The sequence below is a fragment of the Mucilaginibacter sp. Mucisp86 genome (assembly GCF_047324315.1).
Classification (GTDB): domain Bacteria; phylum Bacteroidota; class Bacteroidia; order Sphingobacteriales; family Sphingobacteriaceae; genus Mucilaginibacter.
This window is the reverse complement of record NZ_CP168503.1, coordinates 2,727,035-2,746,794: the sequence shown is the minus strand read 5'-3', so window position 1 is coordinate 2,746,794 and position 19,760 is coordinate 2,727,035. Positions and strand designations below refer to the sequence as shown.

19 protein-coding genes and 1 tRNA gene are annotated in these 19,760 nt (G+C 41.0%); 12 read left to right on the top strand and 8 right to left on the bottom strand.

Features of this window, described 5'->3' with window-relative positions:
- Window positions 1-40 precede the first annotated feature (40 nt).
- Window positions 41-1,681 (top strand): Ig-like domain-containing protein, encoded by a 1,641-nt coding sequence (locus ACEN9X_RS11625; RefSeq protein WP_413670526.1) that lies wholly within the window; start codon window positions 41-43, stop codon window positions 1,679-1,681.
- Here the strand turns inward: ACEN9X_RS11625 and ACEN9X_RS11620 are convergent.
- Window positions 1,671-2,183 (bottom strand): gamma carbonic anhydrase family protein, encoded by a 513-nt coding sequence (locus tag ACEN9X_RS11620; RefSeq protein WP_243484361.1) that lies wholly within the window; start codon window positions 2,181-2,183, stop codon window positions 1,671-1,673. The genes ACEN9X_RS11625 and ACEN9X_RS11620 overlap by 11 nt on opposite strands.
- 78 nt (window positions 2,184-2,261) lie before the next feature.
- On the opposite strand from ACEN9X_RS11620, the gene ACEN9X_RS11615 reads away from it, so the two are divergent.
- Window positions 2,262-2,334, top strand: a tRNA-Gly gene (locus ACEN9X_RS11615).
- A 127-nt stretch (window positions 2,335-2,461) separates the two neighbouring features.
- On the opposite strand, the gene nadB is transcribed toward ACEN9X_RS11615, so the two are convergent.
- Window positions 2,462-4,054: an L-aspartate oxidase gene (nadB, locus tag ACEN9X_RS11610; RefSeq protein ID WP_413670525.1), complete on the bottom strand. Its 1,593-nt coding sequence runs from the start codon at window positions 4,052-4,054 to the stop codon at window positions 2,462-2,464.
- A 407-nt stretch (window positions 4,055-4,461) separates the two neighbouring features.
- Here nadB and nadA point away from each other — a divergent pair, with 407 nt between their 5' ends.
- The 3 genes from nadA to ACEN9X_RS11595 all read left to right on the top strand — a co-directional run bounded on the left by nadA (window position 4,462) and on the right by ACEN9X_RS11595 (window position 7,410).
- The gene (gene nadA, locus ACEN9X_RS11605) at window positions 4,462-5,454 is read left to right on the top strand and encodes a quinolinate synthase NadA (RefSeq protein ID WP_121808327.1); all 993 of its coding nucleotides are present in this window, start codon (window positions 4,462-4,464) and stop codon (window positions 5,452-5,454) included.
- A gap of 469 nt (window positions 5,455-5,923) precedes the next feature.
- A complete protein-coding gene (gene thiL, locus ACEN9X_RS11600; RefSeq protein ID WP_413670524.1) occupies window positions 5,924-6,970 on the top strand; it encodes a thiamine-phosphate kinase in 1,047 nt (348 codons plus the stop codon).
- Window positions 6,970-7,410: a hypothetical protein gene (locus ACEN9X_RS11595; RefSeq protein WP_413670523.1), complete on the top strand. Its 441-nt coding sequence runs from the start codon at window positions 6,970-6,972 to the stop codon at window positions 7,408-7,410. The genes thiL and ACEN9X_RS11595 overlap by 1 nt, the downstream gene beginning before the upstream one ends.
- A 152-nt stretch (window positions 7,411-7,562) precedes the next feature.
- On the opposite strand, the gene rmuC is transcribed toward ACEN9X_RS11595, so the two are convergent.
- The 6 genes from rmuC to ACEN9X_RS11565 form a co-directional block, all read right to left on the bottom strand.
- Complete coding sequence (gene rmuC / locus ACEN9X_RS11590; protein ID WP_413670522.1) at window positions 7,563-8,942, bottom strand: DNA recombination protein RmuC; 1,380 nt, start codon at window positions 8,940-8,942, stop codon at window positions 7,563-7,565.
- A 56-nt stretch (window positions 8,943-8,998) separates the two neighbouring features.
- On the bottom strand, window positions 8,999-9,232 hold the full coding sequence (locus tag ACEN9X_RS11585) for a hypothetical protein (protein WP_413670521.1): 234 nt from the start codon (window positions 9,230-9,232) through the stop codon (window positions 8,999-9,001).
- Between the two features lie 28 nt (window positions 9,233-9,260).
- On the bottom strand, window positions 9,261-10,544 hold the full coding sequence (locus tag ACEN9X_RS11580; protein ID WP_413670520.1) for a tetratricopeptide repeat protein: 1,284 nt from the start codon (window positions 10,542-10,544) through the stop codon (window positions 9,261-9,263).
- 261 nt (window positions 10,545-10,805) lie between these two features.
- Window positions 10,806-11,288, bottom strand: a complete 483-nt coding sequence (locus tag ACEN9X_RS11575; protein WP_413670519.1) for a gliding motility lipoprotein GldH — start codon at window positions 11,286-11,288, stop codon at window positions 10,806-10,808.
- Window positions 11,285-12,799 carry a regulatory iron-sulfur-containing complex subunit RicT gene (gene ricT / locus ACEN9X_RS11570; protein WP_413670518.1) on the bottom strand — a complete coding sequence of 505 codons (1,515 nt, stop codon included), beginning with the start codon at window positions 12,797-12,799 and terminating at the stop codon, window positions 11,285-11,287. The genes ACEN9X_RS11575 and ricT overlap by 4 nt, the downstream gene beginning before the upstream one ends.
- 2 nt (window positions 12,800-12,801) lie before the next feature.
- On the bottom strand, window positions 12,802-13,947 hold the full coding sequence (locus ACEN9X_RS11565; protein ID WP_413670517.1) for an ATP-binding protein: 1,146 nt from the start codon (window positions 13,945-13,947) through the stop codon (window positions 12,802-12,804).
- Window positions 13,948-14,100: 153 nt separating this feature from the next.
- Between ACEN9X_RS11565 and ruvX the strand changes: the two genes are divergently transcribed.
- The 7 genes from ruvX (at window position 14,101) to ACEN9X_RS11530 (ending at window position 19,621) form a co-directional block, all read left to right on the top strand.
- Entirely contained in the window at window positions 14,101-14,511 is a 411-nt protein-coding gene (gene ruvX / locus ACEN9X_RS11560) for a Holliday junction resolvase RuvX (RefSeq protein ID WP_413670516.1), read from the top strand.
- 51 nt (window positions 14,512-14,562) lie between these two features.
- Window positions 14,563-15,372 carry a DNA damage-inducible protein D gene (dinD, locus tag ACEN9X_RS11555; RefSeq protein WP_413670515.1) on the top strand — a complete coding sequence of 270 codons (810 nt, stop codon included), beginning with the start codon at window positions 14,563-14,565 and terminating at the stop codon, window positions 15,370-15,372.
- Window positions 15,373-15,430: 58 nt separating this feature from the next.
- Window positions 15,431-16,069 carry an O-methyltransferase gene (locus tag ACEN9X_RS11550; RefSeq protein WP_413670514.1) on the top strand — a complete coding sequence of 213 codons (639 nt, stop codon included), beginning with the start codon at window positions 15,431-15,433 and terminating at the stop codon, window positions 16,067-16,069.
- Between the two features lie 3 nt (window positions 16,070-16,072).
- The gene (locus ACEN9X_RS11545; protein WP_413670513.1) at window positions 16,073-16,615 is read left to right on the top strand and encodes a glycoside hydrolase family 73 protein; all 543 of its coding nucleotides are present in this window, start codon (window positions 16,073-16,075) and stop codon (window positions 16,613-16,615) included.
- A 61-nt stretch (window positions 16,616-16,676) separates the two neighbouring features.
- Window positions 16,677-17,513, top strand: a complete 837-nt coding sequence (locus ACEN9X_RS11540) for a glucosaminidase domain-containing protein (protein ID WP_413670512.1) — start codon at window positions 16,677-16,679, stop codon at window positions 17,511-17,513.
- Window positions 17,514-17,681: 168 nt separating this feature from the next.
- A complete protein-coding gene (locus ACEN9X_RS11535) occupies window positions 17,682-18,452 on the top strand; it encodes a hypothetical protein (protein WP_413670511.1) in 771 nt (256 codons plus the stop codon).
- Between the two features lie 146 nt (window positions 18,453-18,598).
- The gene (locus ACEN9X_RS11530; RefSeq protein ID WP_413670510.1) at window positions 18,599-19,621 is read left to right on the top strand and encodes a DUF3078 domain-containing protein; all 1,023 of its coding nucleotides are present in this window, start codon (window positions 18,599-18,601) and stop codon (window positions 19,619-19,621) included.
- The last annotated feature ends 139 nt before the right edge of the window (window positions 19,622-19,760 follow it).

Genomic DNA, 19,760 nt, shown 5'->3' with positions numbered 1-19,760 from the left:
GTTGTAAAAACATAAAAATCGCTTATATCGCCTAAAAATCATGTTAAATACAAAACCGGCAATTTTTTACAAAAATTCACTACTGATTTTTATCGTTTTATTCATTTTTGGCTGCGCAGCCCAACAACCACCCCAGGGAGGGCCGCGCGACCAAACTCCGCCAAAATTGGTGAAAGCAATCCCGGGAAATAAAACCAGGAATTTTGCCGCCAAACAAATCGACCTGGAATTTGACGAGTTTATCAAACTCACCAACGCTTACCAGGAGATCAGCATGAGCCCGGCCATGGAGAAGCAACCCGAGTACTCATCAAACAAAAGAAAATTAAAAATTGAATTTAAGGACACGCTTCAAAAAAATACTACATACGTTATCAACTTTGGTAAAGCAATACAGGACGTAAACGAAAGTAACATCCTTAAAAATTTTACTTACGTTTTTTCTACCGGTAACCATATCGACTCGTTAAGCATTACCGGCACGGTAACCAATACCCTCACCCAGGAAAAAGAAAAAGATGTATTGGTTTTCATTTTTCCTGTAAAGCAAGACACACTGTTCGGGAAAAAGAAGCCGTCGATCTTTGCGCTTACAGACTCGTCAGGAAATTTTGCTTTGAATAATTTGCGCGAAGATGACTATCGTATCTATGCGCTAAAAGAAGCAAGTCCTGATAAAATTTTTAACCGCGATGATGAATTGATCGCTTTCTTAAAAAAGCCTATCCATCTTAGAGCGGATACATCTAACATCCAGTTAAACTTGTTTAAGCAAGATCCCGAAAAATTCAGGGTATCCGAAAAACGTTTTGACACCGACGGCAAGCTATTGCTTGTATTCAATAAAGGGCTAACGCAACCGGCTATCAAAGTACTCTACCCTACTGATGCTGATAGTAAAAAGCAAGTCTCATTTTCGCGTACCAAGGATACAGCTTCCGTTTACCTACGCAATATGAACTTTGATTCCCTGCGTGTAGCCATATTTGACAAGGGTAAGCCTATTGATACCATATATCAGCTTAAGCGTAAAAACGAAAGCTTTACGCGCGTTTTAACAACAAGCTATAACATTGGTAACGATAGCAAATTAAAACCGGGCAGCAATTTGGTGATCACGGCAAGTATCCCTGTCGAAAATTTCGACCAATCGCTAATCACTTTAAATGAAGATTCGGTAGCTACAAGCGATTATACCATCCAAAAAGACACAGGCAATTACAAGCTGCTTAATTTAAAATACCGATGGCGGGAAACAAGTAAATATGAATTGATACTGAACGACGGTGCTTTAACCGATATTTATGGTGATAAGAATAAACGCCTAACTAAAAAATTCCAGATCAATAAGCTGGATAATTATAGCCAGCTCACAGTAAAGTTAACCGTACCTGACACAGCCAAAGCATATGTAGTTGAGCTTTTAGGCGAAGACAAGAAATTAATTCAAAGTGATCCGATTACCAAAAACACTTCGCTGGTATATAAAGGGATCCTGGCTGCCAAATATTATATAAGGATCATTTATGATGAAAATAAAAACGGCAAGTGGGACAGCGGTAATGTGCGGCTAAAAAGACAGCCCGAAAATATCTGGTTAAATGAAAAACTTATTACCCTGAGGCCAAACTGGGAAGCAGAAGAACCGGTCACTATTCCGAAAGAAAAAGTTACTCCTTAAACCAGCCCGAATACATGATATAATTTTGAGGCAGTTGCTTCAACATAGCCCTTTGCTCATCAGTAAGGGGCTTTATTTTTTTGGCAGGAATACCGGCATATAAATACCCTGATTCGCAGATGGTATTTTCCAATACCACGGCACCTGCAGCAATGATCACAAACTCATTTACAACAGCGTGATCCATCACAATGGCGCCCATCCCTACCAAAGTATGGTCATGCAAAGTACAGCCGTGTACAAGCGCATTATGCCCTATAGAAACACTGTTACCTATGTTGGTTGGTGCTTTTAAATAAGTAGCATGTATCACCGCGCCATCCTGGATATTGGTATTATTACCTATTTTAATATAATGCACATCCCCACGGATCACAGCGTTAAACCATACCGAACAATTATCGCCCATCACCACATCCCCTACTATAGTGCAGTTTTCGGCAATAAAACAATCTTTACCCCAAACCGGGCTTTTATCTTTTACAGGCAGAATTACAGGCATGGCTTAATTAGTTAGCGAATTATTGATTTAGTGAATTAGCGATTTAAATAATTTTCTTTATGTTTGGATACATTATAAGCGAAAATAGCTCAGTCGGTAGAGCGTCAGTTTCCCAAACTGAAGGCCGCGGGTTCGAATCCCGTTTTTCGCTCATCACAAAAATTTTCTTAACATGTCATTGCGAGCGTAGCGTGGCAACCGCATGCTATACAGGATGGCTATGCTACCGTGCGATTGCCACGCTACGCTCGCAATGACATATTTTTAATGGTTATTTACTAAAACACCGTATCCTGCACCTTATCAGCATGCTCCGGATAATCAGTAGTATAATGCAATCCCCTGCTCTCTTTACGTAACATAGCCGACTTTACTACAATAAACGAAACCTGGATCAGGTTACGCAGCTCGCATAGTTTAACAGATAGCTTTGTTTTTTTGTAGAAATCTTCGGTTTCTTCATACAATAACTTCAACCTGCGTAAAGCCCTGTCCAGCCTGAAATCTGAACGAACAATGCCCACATAGTCGTTCATTAGCTTCTGCATTTCGCGAACGTTGTGAGTAACCAGGATATCTTCGTTTGACAGTTGTACGCCCTTCTCATCCCAATCAGGTATATTATCCGGGATCACATTATTTTCAAAGCTCTTTACCGCATCTTCATAGATCCTGTGTGCAAAAACCAAAGCTTCCAATAACGAATTTGAGGCTAAGCGATTAGCACCATGCAGGCCTGTTGATGAACATTCGCCGCAGGCATATAACCTTAATATTGACGACTGACCAACATGATCAACCAGGATACCACCACACATATAATGACAGGCCGGTGCAACAGGGATCATATCCTTGGTCATATCGATCCCAATTTCCAAACATTTGGCATAAATATTAGGGAAATGGTTCAGGATATCTTTCTTGCTGCGGTGCCTTACGTCTAAATAAACAAAGTCCTCTCCCGATTTCTTGATCTCGGCATCAATAGCCCTTGCAGTAATATCACGTGGTGCCAAAGATTTACGCTCATCATACTCGTGCATAAACTCTTCACCGTTGGTACGTTTCAACACGCCACCAAAACCACGTACAGCCTCTGATATTAAAAATGAAGGATATTCGCCCGGATTATATAAAGCTGTTGGATGAAATTGCATGAACTCCATGTTTCTTACTTTACCTTTTGCACGATATACCATAGCAATGCCATCACCGGTAGCAATAGTCGGGTTAGTGGTAACTGCATAGATATGCCCGGCACCACCGGCAGCCATTACCGTAACTTTAGATAGGATCTTTTCAACAATCTTTGTTTCGGTATTAAAGGCATAGATGCCGAAGCAGGTAATATCTGTACTTGATTTACCTACCAGCTCACCCAAATGGTGCTGCGTAATTAAATCAACAGCAAAATAATGCGTAAGTATCTCAATATTAGGGTTTTTATGAATTTCCTCCAAAAGCGAACGCTCTATCTCCCAGCCAGTTACATCTTTATAATGCAATACACGAAATTCAGAGTGCCCACCCTCTTTAGCCAGGTCATAAACACCTTCATTGGTCTTGTCGAAATTGGTACCATAATCAATTATCTCATTGATCCGGGCTGGGCCCTCTTTAACAACAGCTTCAACAACTTCACGGTCGCAAAGGCCGTCACCACTAATTAAAGTATCCTGGATATGTTTTTCAAAAGAATCTTCTTTTTTATCCACAACCACCGCAACGCCTCCCTGGGCATATTTGGTGTTGGATTCGTCTTCGTTCGATTTGGTAACTATCAGAACCTTACCATGCTTCGCAGCTTTGAGCGCAAAACTTAATCCGGCTATCCCTGAACCCACTACAAGGAAATCAACATTTCGGGTCATATTTTAGATGAATGTGTGTAAAAGTAGTACTAATGTTAATAACAGCTGTATAACCTGTTAATTTTATGTAAACAAAAAGTGAAAAATAGTTTACAGTGTGTATAACTCCCTTTCTCAGGTCGAATATCAATATTTTTTGAGCGACTTTTACGACACTACAGTCATAAAGCTAACATTTTGTCAACCCTGAAAATATTAACATAAAACTTTTTCAAATAAAAATTGATTGTCACAGATATCTAAAAATCAGCATACTTTTTGGTGGAAAAATGTTTATAAGTGTTAATAAATTGTGAAAACTAACTTTTAAAACAAAAATTACTCCGACTTTTGCACATTACCAACACCCTAACAAACAATAGTTCTTTTTTAATTAAAAATTAGTTGTTATTAATTGAATTGTGGAAATGAATACCTTCGAAGAAATAAATCTGAAAGGATACGTGGATGAAGAAATTGATCCGACGCTTGATCTTTTCGCGGAAATTGAAAAATTAAAAAAGCAAAAAAATGCGGTGATCCTGGCGCACTATTACCAGGACGGCGATATCCAGGATATTGCCGATTACATTGGCGATAGTTTGGGATTATCCCAACAAGCCGCCAAAACGGATGCCGACATCATTGTTTTTGCAGGCGTGCATTTCATGGCAGAAACGGCCAAGATCTTGTCGCCAACAAAGAAGGTTTTACTGCCGGACATGAAGGCAGGCTGTTCATTAGCAGATAGTTGTCCGCCTCACTTGTTTAAAAAGTTTAAGGAAAACTATCCAGATCACCTGGTGATCACTTATGTAAACTGTACGGCCGAACTGAAAGCTTTAACCGACATTGTTTGTACATCAAGCAATGCTGTGCAGATTGTGGAGAGTTTACCGAAAGATCAAAAGATCATTTTCGGACCTGATAAAAACCTTGGCGCGTACGTAGCCAAGAAAACCGGGCGCGACCTGGTATTGTGGAATGGTGCCTGTATGGTTCATGAGATATTTTCGAGAGAAAAGATCACTAAACTGAAAGAACGTCATCCGGGTGCAAAACTGCTGGCACACCCTGAATGTGAGGATGTTATATTAGAAATGGCCGATTACGTTGGTTCAACAACCGGTATTTTGAAATATGCAGGCAGCCGTCAGGATAAAGAATTTATTGTAGCGACCGAATCGGGTATTTTACACCAGATGCAAAAGGAGAACCCGGATAAAATTTTTATTCCGGCGCCGCCAAATAACAACTGTGCATGTAACGATTGCCCGCACATGAAGCGTAACACACTGGAAAAGTTGTATCTGTGCCTTAAAAACGAAACGCCAGAGGTAACCGTACCTGAGCATATCATTGAAAAAGCGGTAAAACCGATTGAACGCATGCTTGAGATTTCGGCACAGCTGGGATTGTAGTTTTTGGGATTTCACCGATTAGGTTGATTTCACTGAATTTTTGTTGGTGAGATGGCCTTTGGGTAAAACTTATAAACCGGGTGATTGTGGAAAACCCGGAGGCATTAAACTGAAGGAATTTTTTATATAAAAGCGCCTTCTTGACAGTTTAAAGGCCAAAAATCGCAAAAAAATTTTCCGCTTTAAGCGGATATATTATATACAGATTGCGGCCCCAAAAATAGGGTTATCCACATTGTTGTTAAAAAGTAGAAGGTGCAGGCAAGCTGCAAAGAGGGATAGGCGTTGATATATTTGTGGCCCACTTTCGGGTAATCGAATGATTTTGGCTGATAGTAGGCTAAAAATCGCAAAAAAATTTTCCCGCCTTCGGCGGAATATGTAAAACCGGGTTCCGGCCCAGAATGTACGGAACTAAAAATTTAAAAGTTTTTCCGCCGGCAGGCGGAACAATTTATAGTGGCTTATTATGTTTGAAAATCAGGATAGAACCAATTTAGAGGAGCTTGGCGAATTTGGCCTTATCGGTCATCTTACGAAAAATATCAAGCTCACCAACGAAAGCTCAAACAAGGGTGTTGGCGATGATGCCGCCGTGCTTGATTTTGCGGGCAAAAAGGTACTGGTAAGTACCGATATGTTGTTGGAAGGAATCCATTTTGATTTGGCGTATACGCCACTTAAGCACTTGGGTTACAAAGCGATACAGGTAAACCTGAGTGATATTTACGCTATGAACGGTATAGCATCACAGGTTACGGTTTCTATCGGGATGTCGAGCAAATTTCCGTTGGAGGCCATTGAGGAACTTTACCAGGGGATTTATATCGCCTGTGAAAAATATAATGTGGATTTGATCGGTGGTGATACTACTTCATCAAAGCAGGGATTGGTAATCAGCGTAACTTCAATTGGCTACGCCGATGAAGCTGATATTGTGTATCGTAACGGTGCCGAAGAAGGTGATTTGATTTGTGTATCCGGCGATTTGGGTGGTGCTTACACCGGTTTGCAATTACTGGAGCGCGAAAAGCTGATCTACATGGAAAATCCTAATATTCAGCCTGATCTGGAAGGAAAAGATTACATTGTTGAGCGCCAGTTGAAACCGGAAGCTCGTCGTGATGTGGTTGAACTGCTGAAAAGTATCGAGGTAAAACCAACCGCGATGATCGATGTATCAGATGGTTTAGCTTCAGAGCTTTTACACATCTGTAAGCAAAGCAACAAAGGTTGCAACCTCTACGAGGAAAAAATTCCGCTTGATCCGATGACTTTTGAAACAGCCCGCGAATTCAACCTCGACCCTACTATTTGCGCCTTAAGCGGTGGTGAAGATTACGAATTATTGTTCACTGTGAAACAGGCAGATTATGATAAGATCAAGTTTAAAATGGATATCAGTATCATCGGCTATATAACCGAACCATCGGCTGGTTGTAACCTGATCACCAAAAGCGGTACTGTACATGAATTGAAAGCCCAGGGCTGGAATGCATTTAAGAAAGCTGAATAATGTTACAGGGAGCATTTGATAAATTTTACCTCAACAACCACCCCGATGGTAAACCACCACAGATTTTTGTAAAGGGAATTTTATTGCTTTACCTGGGCTTATTAATTCAAATATTTAATGAATATTTGGATGGGTTAAATTTTTCGGGAATATTGTTTGTTTTCGTCGCTGTCGGCTTTTTGATTTTTGTTACCGGCGAAGGAAAGAAATGGGCGAGGATCATACTTTCCGTTTTAATACTGCTGAATGTATTTTTCCTTGGATCATCGCTATTATATAGCTTTGGAATTTTGCATCTTGATTCTAATATTAAAAAGGAACATGAAGTACCAGTTTATCTCATCATTTTAACCCTCGCCGAGATCATTGTTGAGCTATGGGGATGGGCGCTGATGTTCACCAAACAGGCAGATTGGTGGTTTGAGCGGAAGAAGGATTGATTTGTGCTAAGCCATATGTCATTGCGAGCGATAGCGTGGCAATCTCGTCGTTATGCTATTCATAATGCAAATCCGCCCTCCCTGCATGGCGACGAGATTGCCGCGTCGCCCGATGACACTACCCCTACGGCTCCTCGCAATGACATGATTTTTTAACTACTTAATTCATCCCCAATATACTTCTGATCTATCTGCTTATCCGCCTTTGCACCTAATTTTTTGATCTTTTCGGCGGTAATAGTAAGATTGCCCCTACCCTCCGATAGTTTATTGATAGCATTATTATAGGCCGATTGTGTTTGATTAATATTTTTGCCAATGCTATCCATATCTCCTAAAAAGCCAACAAACTTATCATACATATCGCCGCTTAAACGGGCAATTTCTAATACATTACGGTTTTGGCGTTCCTGTTTCCACATGCTGGCGATGGTACGCAGCGTGGCCAGTAATGTCGACGGACTAACAATCACCACTTTCCTGTCCCAGGCGTAATTAAATAACTCATTATCAAGCTGTACTGCTATACTGAAAGAAGATTCTATCGGCACAAAAAGCAACACAAAATCAGGAGAGTTGATCTTATATAAATCGTGATATTTTTTGGCTGATAAGCCGGCAACATGCCCGCGAATAGACTCCACATGGGCTTTGGCAAATAGTTTTCGGTCGTCTTCGGTATCGGCATTAACCAGTTTTTCGTACGCTATCAGTGATACTTTGGAATCGATGATCAGGTGCTTATCATCAGGCAGGTCGATGATTACATCGGGTTGATATCTTGTACCGTCTGTAGCCTGCATCGCGGCCTGGATGCGGTATTCCTGGTCTTTAACCAGACCTGAGCGCTCCAGTATCCGCTCCAAAATCATCTCGCCCCAGTTGCCTTGTTTTTTATTATCGCCTTTGAGCGCTTTGGTTAGATTTTGAGCCTCGTCACTGATCTGTTTATTGAGGTCCATCAGCTGGGTGATCACGCCTTTCAGGGTATTTCGCTCAGCCGCTTCCATGTTATAAACTTTCTCAACTTTATCTTCAAATGCCTTCAGGTTTTCCTTTAGCGGATTAAGGATAACATCCAAATTACTACGGTTGATATCGGTAAATTCCTTCGATTTTTCTTTAAGCAGTTTTTCGGCCACATTTTCAAATTCGCGCTGAAATTGCGTGCGGACATGTTCTATCTCTGCTTTTTGTTCCTGCAGTTTTTCCTGTTGCGATTTATAGTAAGCACGGGCACTTTCTAAGGATTGATTAGCTTGCGCCAGCTGGGTACGCTCGTATAAAAGTTCGTCAATAAGACGGTTCTTTTCCTCTTTTAAAAAGTTGGTAATGCTTTCTTTTTCAGCTATTAAGCCGTTTGCTTTTTCTTCGGCTTTGGCCAATGAAATTTTAAGCTGATCGTGCTCATACCGGAGTTTGCTCAATTCTTCGGCCGAGATTAACTCAACCGCTTTTGGTTTTTTCAGGAATAAAAAAACAGCGATCAGCAGGATGATCAGGGATACAATTACTAATATAATACCAGTCATTTATTGATAATAATATTAGCAAATTAAAGTATTAAAAATAACAAATGCTAATAAAATTAATGAACCGGGTGCACAGCCGAATCTGTATCGGCACCAAGCGGAGTAGTATCCGATGAATTAGGGGTTGATGCGCTGTTTCCGGGTGTTGCAGTTTTAGTTGAATCGGCAGGGCCACCGCTGCCTTTGGCGGCGCTGGTATCGTTTTGGCGGGTGGTTTTTTTATCAGAGCCGTGACAGGAAGTAAGCGCTATTCCGGTAGTAATTAAAAGCAGAAAAATCAATTTTTTCATGGGTGGTATCTTTTAAGTCAATTAAAGGCTATTTGCAATACTTTTTTATATTATCAGGTGCAAGTTTGCTGCCAAGTGAGGCCGCCTTATTAAAATCGGCGCAGGCTCCATTGTTATCGTTCAGCAAATGTTTGGCAAACCCGCGGTTGTTATAGGCATCCTCATTTTTGGGATCCAGTAATATAACCTGGTTATAGTCAGCAACAGCTCCGCTATAATCATCAAGATTTCTTTTGCATAGCGCACGGTTATAAAACGCGTTTGAATATTGAGGGTCGAGCTTTATCGTTATATTATAATCTATTATTGCGCTTTTATAATCTTTGAGATCAAATTTGGCGTTCCCTCGTTTTAAATAACCATCGGTATCTTTAGGTTCTAAAGCAACGTATTTTGTATAGTCATCGATTGAAGAGTTAAGATCGTTTAATCCGTCTTCAGCTAATCCTCGGTTATAATATGGAGCAGAAAATGTGCTATCAATAGAGATTGCTTTGGTAGCATCTTCTTTGGCTCCATAATAGTCTTCAATATTTAGTTTGGATAAACTCCGGTTGTTATAACCATCAACATCATTAGGCTCGAGATTAATATAAACAGAATAATCAGCGATAGCATCTTTATCTAAACCAAGTTTCCGCCTTGCATTCCCTCTTGTGAAGTAAGCGTCTGAACGGTCTGGCTCTTTTGATATCACAAAGTCAAGATCAGTAATTGCGCTTTTATAGTCCTTTAAGGCACTTTTAGCCAATGCTCTGTTGTAGTAAGGGTCGGTTAATTTTGGATCAAGCACTATAGCCCTGGTGTAATCGGCTATTGCGCCTTTGTAATCTTCAAGATGTTTTTTGCAAATCCCTCGCTCAATAAATGCGTCAGGGTCTTTGGGGCTCAACAGTATTGCTTGATTGTAATCGAGCAACGCACCCTTATAATCTTCCTTTTGCCGTTTAGCCAATCCTCTATTATAAAATGCGTCTGTATTTCCTTTCTTTAAAGCTATGGCTTTAGTATAATCAATAATGGCTTTGTCATAGTTTTTAAGGGCATAATAAGTACGGCCACGATCAAAAAAAGTTTCTTCGGTTTTTACATCCATAGAAATGCTTTTGTTCAGATCGTCAAGCGCATCTTTAAAATTATCAAGGTTTAAGTAGGCAGCCCCACGTTTATGATAGTAGTCGGCATTATTTGGCTCCTGAGCAAGGGCTTTTGTATAATATTTAATGCTGCTGATGTATTTTAAACTATCAGTGTTTGTTTGAGCTCCTGCAAATAATGGTGCAAAAAGCATAACGAAAAGCAGTTTTTTCATTTGTGATAAGGAAATAAACATCCTAAAATAATATTTTATTTTGGGATGTGGTTATCGATATGCTAAAAGTGAAATTGTGCGCTAAGTAGATTTGCAAATAAAACAGATTATAAAGTCGCTGATTACGGAATATCGATAAGCGTGCTGCTTGCTTCGTGCTCAAAAATGAGAAACGATAGGTGCCTTATAGTGATAAAATGGTTGCGCAGAATATTGGCAGGGAAATTATTAGGCCTGGCTCATTACTCCAAGTTGCCTAAATTATTGCGCTTTCTCCACCCTTAACCCCACATCGCTGATTTCATGCAGCGGATTATCGCGCATGTTTTGTTCTATCTGAAAACGGTAAACACCTTTTGCCGGGAAATGGTAATCTTTACGCAAAAGCACCTGGTAGCTATACAGGTTACCTGATCCTTTGCCCAGCCACTCGCCATCGGGGTTGGCCAGTTTTACTTCAAAACGTGTAGTATGTGCTTTTTTATCGGGTGAGATCTGGTTAACCAGTACAAAAATGTTGGAGTATTTATAATTGCCGGTAACCCGTAAATTGAGATATTGGTTATAGGCAACTTTTTCATCATTAATTTTAACATCAAAATTGGCACGGTTAACGTACGACCAGTTATGATCGGCAATTTCGGTATTGGTATCAATAATGCTGTTAGGGTCGGTACATGAACCGGCAAGCATCGTTATCAATAACAATGCTGCCGGGTAAATGATATTTAAAGCCCGTTTCATTCAGGTTTTGCCTGTTGATTGTTGTTATTATTATTATTTCGGTTTGGGCGGTTTGGCCTGCGGCGCCTGTTATTATTACCGCTGCCTTCTCCCTGCGGTTTTCCCTCGCCTTGCTGTTGTTTTGGCTCACCCAGGGGCCTTGGTTCCCTTTGTGGTTTAGCTTCGCCTTGTGGCTTCGCTTCGCCCTGTGGTTTGTTTTGTTGAGGAGGCCTGTTTCCCTGTGGCTTGTTATGTTGTTGCGGGCGGTTTCCTTCAGTACGTTGTTGCTGAGCCGGTTTTTCCTGCGTATTACCTGATCCCTGCTGAGGCTGCTGCGGACGCGGCGGCTGCTGATTAGCAGGTTTGCCATCGGCTTGTGCCTGGCCTCCGGGTTTCTGGTTTTTATTGCGGTTTTTGTTCTTCTTTTTATTGTTGTTGCGGCGCTCGTCAAGGCGGGTAAGGCTATCCTGGCCTACTACGTTTTCGTAATCAAGCACCTTTGCCGGTGTTGTTTCAACCTCAACAATTTCGCCCAGGTCTTCAGGGATCACGCCATCCTTATTTTGCTGCTGGATTTCTTTAACCTTTTTTATAGGTAGCGGAACCCATGATTCTTCGCCGGGATAACTAAACCACATCATTTTTTTAAAGATGTCGGTTTTTTGCAGGCGGGCGTCACCTTTTTGGGTTTTAAGTACGTTTACATTATCAGGGATGTATTTCAATGCATCCATGTAAGTATCCAGCTCATAGTTAAGGCAGCACTTTAGCTTACCGCACTGGCCTGCCAGTTTCAGGGTATTTAACGAAAGGTTTTGATAACGTGCAGCCGAAGTAGATACAGTTTTAAAATCAGTAAGCCAGGTTGAGCAGCACAGCTCCCTGCCGCATGAACCTATGCCGCCTAAACGGCTTGCTTCCTGCCTCATACCTATCTGCCTCATCTCGATACGGATGCGGAAGGTTTCGGCCATTTTCTTGATCAGTTCCCTGAAATCAACGCGGCCTTCGGCTGTGTAATAAAAGGTTGCCTTGGTTTTATCGCCCTGGTAATCTACGTCGCTCAGCTTCATGCTCAGGTTAAGATCAAGGGCTAACTTGCGCGATTTGTGCATGGTTTCCCATTCCATATCTTTGGCAGCTTTCCATTTATCAACATCGGCAACGGTAGCTTTGCGGTAGATCTTTTTTACTACGTCGGCTTCCTTTACGTGGCGTTTAACCATTTGCATACGCACCAGTTCGCCGGTAAGCGAAACATGGCCTATATCATACCCTCCGGTAGTAGCCTCAACAGCCACCAGCTCGCCGGCTTCGAGGTAAATATTATCGTTGTTTAAATAAAACTCCTTGCGCGAGCCTTTAAACTTAACTTCAATAACCTGGAAAGGCTTATAGTTAGTCGGCATGTCCATGTGGGCAAGCCAATCGTAAACATCTAATTTGCTGCAACCATTAGTAAGGCAACTGCCGTTACTTTTGCAGCCCGCAGGCGAACATCCGCCACCTGTTGAGCAACTTCCACATCCCATAATTAACTTGGCATATATTGATTCCCCGCAGGGACATTTTTATTAATTAGTATTTTAATAATTTGTAAAGATACATCTAAAAATAAGATTTTGGGATTAGCATTGCGCTCCACATGATAATGCGCCTTTTCCAGCTCATCAATAATCATTTGCGATTTGCCTATACTCAGCACATTGCTCATTTTTTGAGCTGTATCCAGTTCTTTTGCCGGCAAATGTACCAGGCTACCGGCCCCGGCAAGCAGTAAACAGCATTCGCGGATAAAGCTGGTGCCGTAACGCAAAAAGTTTTTCTGGTTTTCGCGGCCCATTTTAGCAAACTGCTCCACAAAAGCCATAACCTCAATGCCTTTATTGCCAAAGCAATAGCGCAGCCATTGTACAAACAGCTCGTGATAGCTTTTGTTATCCTGCTGTAGCATGGCCAGCGCTTCGGTCATGTTGCCGTTGCTGAGATAGGCCATTTCGGCAGCCGCTTCTTCGGTTTGATGGTGGTTACTTATTAAATGTTCTTTAATTTCATCATACTCTAATGCTGGTATTTTAACCAGTTGCGTACGCGATAATATGGTATTCAGGATCTGATCCTGGTTTTGGGCTACTAATAAAAATAATGTATTGGGCTGCGGCTCTTCAATAATTTTAAGGAGTGCGTTCCCTTCCTTATCCAGGTATTCGGGTAACCATAAGATCAGGATCTTGTATTCCGATTCAAAAGGTTTAAAGCTTAATTTTTTGATGATCTGGTGGCATTCGGCAATGTTGATGTTGGCCTGCTTGTTTTCGGCATCCAGGTATCCGCGCCAAATATCAAGGCTTAAATATGGATTGATAGTTAAAGCCCCGCGCCATTGCTCAATAAAAGTAAGCGCAGTATCATCTTTATGTTTTGCGAAGAACGGATATGAAAAATGCAGATCGGGGTGCATCAATTTCTGGTATTTGCGGCATGATGCACATACCCCGCATGAGTCGCCAGGCTGCCTGTCTTCGCAGGAAAGGTATTGCGCATAAGCAACAGCAAGCGCCAGGCTGCCCGAACCTTCGGGGCCTAAAAATAATTGCGCATGACTTACCCGGTTCTCGCTCACCGTGTTAAGTAATCGTTGTTTAGTTGCTTCCTGTCCTACTATTTCTTTAAACTGCATTTGGTGCAAAATAGTAATTAGATTTTAGATGTGAGATATGAGATGTAAGATTTGAGACTGGAATGGCATGGCGGAGCAGATTTATTTGATGGAGACAGCCATCATCTTCAAAAAATCTCACATCTCATATCTCACATCTCATATCTTTACCAAATGAGAATAATGGCATTCGACTACGGTACTAAACGCATAGGCATAGCAGTTACCGACCCCCTGCAGATCATCGCGACCGGGCTTGACAACATCCACCCCAATAATATCATTGAGTTTCTAAAAAAATACCTCCAAACAGAACAGGTGGAGCGCTTTATTGTAGGAGAACCAAAGCAGATGGACAATACACCCTCTCAATCGGCTATTCATGTAAAAGGCTTTGTGAACCTGTTAAAGAAAACTTTCCCGGAAATGCCCATCGAAATGATTGATGAACGGTTTACCTCCAAAATGGCGTCGGCAACCATTGCTCAAAGCGGCATGAACAAAAAGAACCGGCAAAATAAAGAGCTGGTGGATACGATATCGGCAGTGATATTATTGCAGAGTTGGATGGAAAGGAATATCTGAATAAATTGCTATTTTTTTTAGTATTTTTAAAATAAAGTGTATTTTTAATTTATGGAAAATAAAAGCGTTTTTGAAGAAATTAAACACTTAAATAGTATTGGGCAGGAATATTGGAGTGGAAGGGAGCTTTTTAAAATACTGGATTATATTAAGTGGGATAAATTTTTAAACGTAATTGCTAAGGCAAAGGAAGCGTGTAAAAATGCCGGACAGGAGCCAGATGATCATTTTCCCCGAGTGGAGAAAACGATAGATTTGCCTAAAGGTGCTAAACGGGATATAGGCGATTTACATCTTTCGAGGTACGCATGCTATTTGATCATTCAAAATGCTGATCCTGCCAAAGAAGTTGTCGCTCAAGGTCAAACCTATTTTGCTGTTCAAACAAGGAAACAGGAAATCCTTGAACAAAGGTTTGAACAATTAAAAAGTGAAGAAGAAAAGCGATTGTATTTAAGAAGAGAGATGGCAGAGCATAACAAGCATCTTGCGGATGCAGCGCGAGATGCCGGTGTGATACAGCCGCGGGAATATGCTGTTTTTCAGAATCACGGATATATGGGGTTATATGATGGATTAGGCGCTAAAGAGATTCATGCTAAGAAGAATTTAAAAAAGAGTCAAAACATATTAGATCACATGGGAAGTACAGAATTGGCAGCAAACCTTTTTCGTGCCACTCAAACAGAAGAAAAGTTAAAAAGAGAGCAGATAAAAGGAAAAGATAAAGCAAATAAAACTCATTATGAGGTTGGCAAGAAGGTAAGACAAACCATAAAAGAATTGGGTGGAACAATGCCTGAGGATTTACCCGCCGAGAATAGTATAAAAGGTTTGAGTAAAGGGAAGAAGCTGGAGTAATGGCACCTTCAAAAGAGCTCTGAATTTCCATTAAAAATAAAATTCGTAGTTTTGTAGGATGGATATTCTCCCTAATGCCTTATTGGCTTACTTAGATGACCATTGCGACCCGGAGCCGGAAGTGCTTAAAAAGCTCAACCGCGAAACGCATATCAAGGTGTTAAAACCTAACATGTTATCGGGGCATTACCAGGGTAGGTTGCTTAGTTTTTTAAGTAAAATGGTGCAGCCTAAGCGCATCCTGGAGATAGGTACCTACACAGGCTACTCGGCTATTTGCCTGGCCGAAGGTTTGGCCGAAGACGGCATCCTCCATACCATTGAAGTTAACCGCGAAATGGAGGAGATCATCAATTCACACCTTAAACTAACAGATGTTGAAAACAAAATAAAGCTGCATTTTGGGCCGGCAGAGGCTATTATTGCTGATTTACAGGAAGATGTTTTCGATTTGGTGTTTATAGATGCGGATAAAAAGAATAATTATACTTACTTTGAATTAGTTTTTGACAAAGTCAGATCCGGAGGATTAATAATAATTGACAATGTTTTGTGGAAAGGAAAGGTGTATGGCCCCGAAAAAGATGCCGATACACAAGGAATTCGCAAACTAAATGACCAGATAGCTGTTGATAGCAGGATAGAAAAATTGATCCTGCCAGTACGCGACGGGCTGCTGGTTATCAGAAAAAAATAAATTATGAAGAAAATCTTACTGATTACAACACTGTTGATCTCAACATTAGCTGCTTCAGCACAGAAAAATACCTCACTATCTTACATTGATAAATTTAAAGATGATGCCATTCGCATCATGCACGAAACCGGCATCCCGGCAAGCATCGTTTTAGGCGTGGCCATGCACGAGTCGGGCTGCGGCAACAGTACAATAGCACAAAACCTTAATAATCAGTTTGGGGTAAAAGGGTATAACACTGTAGTTTATACCAAACACAACAAAAAGGTTCGTACTTCATACAAACGTTACGATTCGGTTTTTGATTCGTTCCAGGATTTTGCCCGCATCATGACCGAGCGTAAACAGTTCAGTCACCTGGCCGACGCACTTACCCATTATGATTACAAAGGCTGGGCAAAAGGCATTCAGCGTGCCGGTTATGCCGGTAGCCGCAAATGGGCATCACAGGTTTTGGGAATCATCAATAGGTATAATCTGAACGATCTGGATGAAAACCCGGCAACCCAAACACAACTGGCCGACGCGACAACTAAACAACAATAATTACGTTTATAAATCTTAATTTGGCCGCTATTTATACGCCACTCCATAAGATTTAAGCATAATGCGAAAAATTATATACTTGTTTATTGCCGTAGCCTGCTTTAGCTCATGCTCTGCCCGTAAAAAAACTTCGACGGTATCCAATCGTGATGCAAGGCGAAATAACAATAGCATCCAAAAAGCGAATAAAGATGCTGTTGCCAATTACAAATCATACACTTCTTTAGAATATATTGAACGCTTTAAGGCAATAGCCATTCAGGAAATGAACCAGTATGGTATTCCGGCCAGTATTACCCTTGGTCAGGGCCTGTTTGAATCCGGTGCAGGCAGCAGCGATCTGGCTAAATACGCCAATAACCACTTCGGCATAAAATGTACCAGTGATTGGACCGGTAAGAGCTATTATAAGGACGATGACAACGTGAATGATTGCTTTCGCGTTTATGACAACCCTGAGGACTCTTTCCGCGATCACTCCAATTTTTTAAAACGTAAAAACTACGCCAAACTTTTCGAGCTGGATAAAGATGATTATAAAGGCTGGGCTTATGGCTTAAAGAAGGCCGGTTATGCCACCAACCCCAATTACCCGCAATTGCTGATCAATATCATCGAAAAATACAACCTCGCCCAATATGACCGTCCTGAAGGCGAAATAGCTAAAATTAAACGGGAAGACCGCGTATTGGCCCAGATCAATAACAACATCAATAAACCCGCACAAGATACCCTTTCCAAAACCCCGCCCGACGATAAGATCTACACCGTAAAACAGGGAGATACACTATACAACATATCTAAACGTTTTGGAATAACTGTCGACGACCTGAAAGCGTTAAATAGTATGAGTGATAATGGCATTAAAATTGGCCAGAAGCTTGTTGTTGTAAAGTGAGGGATAGAATCAGGACGGCAAGAATTAAGAACCAAGACGTAAGGAGATCCACTATCTTCGAATTTGTCTTGTATCTTGATTCCTGACATCTTGACTCTACATTCAAAAAGTTAATTGTTGTTAAATTGTATGATCTCCCGTTGCGCAGTACGTATTTTTGCATCCTCAATGAAATTTTGGACGCTTTTAATATGTACTGCCCTGCCTGCAATTAAAGTTTTTGCCCAGCAAAAAACGGTTGACGGCGTTGTGTTTGATAAAGACAGCAAGGACCGCATTGCCAAAGTGAACGTACAAAATATTACCACCGGCAAATCCATTTACAACACCTTTAAGGGCGAATTTAAAATTGAAGCCCAACCCGGCGATGTGCTTGTTTTTACAAAATCCGATCATCACCCTGATACATTGAAAATACAAGGCGGTGAATCGTTGGCTGTTTATATGAAACGCACAGCCATACAGCTTAAAGAAGTTATTGTGCGTGATACCCTGCTTAACCCGCAAAAGCGGCTTGCTGCAACCAAAAACGATTATACCAAAATCTTTGGCCCGCTTAATAGCAAAGATCTGCTCAGCTTTGGGCCGGGAGGTGCGGGTTTAAGTATTGATGCTATTTACAATGCGTTAAGCCGAAGCGGAAGAAATGCCGCTCACCTGCGCGAAACTATCGAGAAAGACTATCAGCAAAGTGTTATTGACTATCGTTTTAACCGAACTTATGTGGGCGCCATAACCAATTTAAAAGATCAGCAGCTTACCGATTTCATGCTGCGGTACCGCCCGGGCTATTACCTGGTAAAAACCGCCAGCGACTATGAGTTTATAGCCTCCATTAAAACCAACCTCAACCGTTTTTTAAAGTATAAGAAACGCCCTTATTCCCTTACCCCGCTTGTTACGCCCGAAGACAGCAAGAAGGACCTTGGCCGCGAATAAGGTTCACAAACCTTAATGTAAGCTTCATTTTAATATCCTGAAATTCCAATATTTTTGCGCAAAACTTGTTAGCCTGATTAAACCCTGGGGCAACATTTTTGTTTATTGTAGGTGAAAAAGGAGATTTTTGCTTTAATTTGTTTACTATGTTAAAAACAAAACCGGGATTACTAATACTCGCATTATCAGTCACGTGTGTTTTATCAGTAAAAGCACAAACCGATACCCTGAAAAAAGATACTGTTAAAATAGATACTGCAGTACTCAATAAATACCGGATCAATTCCCGCAAAAACGCCATCCCCACCCGGGTTCGCCCCATACAGATCCAGCGCGAAATGGTGCCGGTTACCATGCTCGATTACAAAGTAAATTACTGGAAAAAAGTAATCACATTTGGCTTAAACTTTAGCCAGTCGGCGTTTAGCAACAATTATGCGGCCGGTGGTGTAAGTGCAGTGGCATTAGGCTCAAACTTTATATATCATACCGAATATAACAAAGCTCCGTTCAGCTATGTATCCGAGCTTAACCTTACTTATGGGGTATCAAAAAATAAAGGCCAGGGCAAGCGTAAAACGCAAGACCGTATCTATTTTGATAACAAAGTAGCTTCTCAATTATCAAAAAGCTGGTACTTTTTCGGTGCGTTAACCTTTGAGTCGCAATTTGATAAAGGCTTTAATTATGTTGATCTGGGCAATGGAAAGTTCGATCAGCAATATATTTCAAACTTTATGTCGCCGGGTTATCTCACTGAATCGGTCGGTTTTGAGTATAAGCCAAAACCCTGGTTCGATTTGCGTTTGGGTACCGGTACTGCAAGGCAAACTTTTGTGCTTGATCATGACATTCATAAAAAACAACCGGATAATTATGGTGTAGATACCTTAAAGACGGTAAAAAATGACCTTGCGTTCCAGGTGGTCGCCTTGTTTGATAAGGATATTGCAAAAAACGTTCATTTAAATACCCGCTATGCGTTGTTTATCCCCTATGCTCAATCACCAAAATTTATTACCCACCGTGTTGACTTAACGCTTACAGCTAAAGTAAACAGGTTAATTAGCGCAACGGTAAACGGAACGTTGTTATATGATAAACATACATCCGATAGCGCGCAGGGTTATGAGGGGATTGGGTTGGGCATGCTGTACCGGTTCCCGTAACGGATTTAAAAATATTTTATAATATCGGCAGGCTTCATAAATATGAGGCCTGTTTTGTTTATATAACTCAGAATGAGTAGAAGTTAATCTACTAAGTAATTGAGTTAATATAGTTCAAAATCATACCTTTGTATCCTCA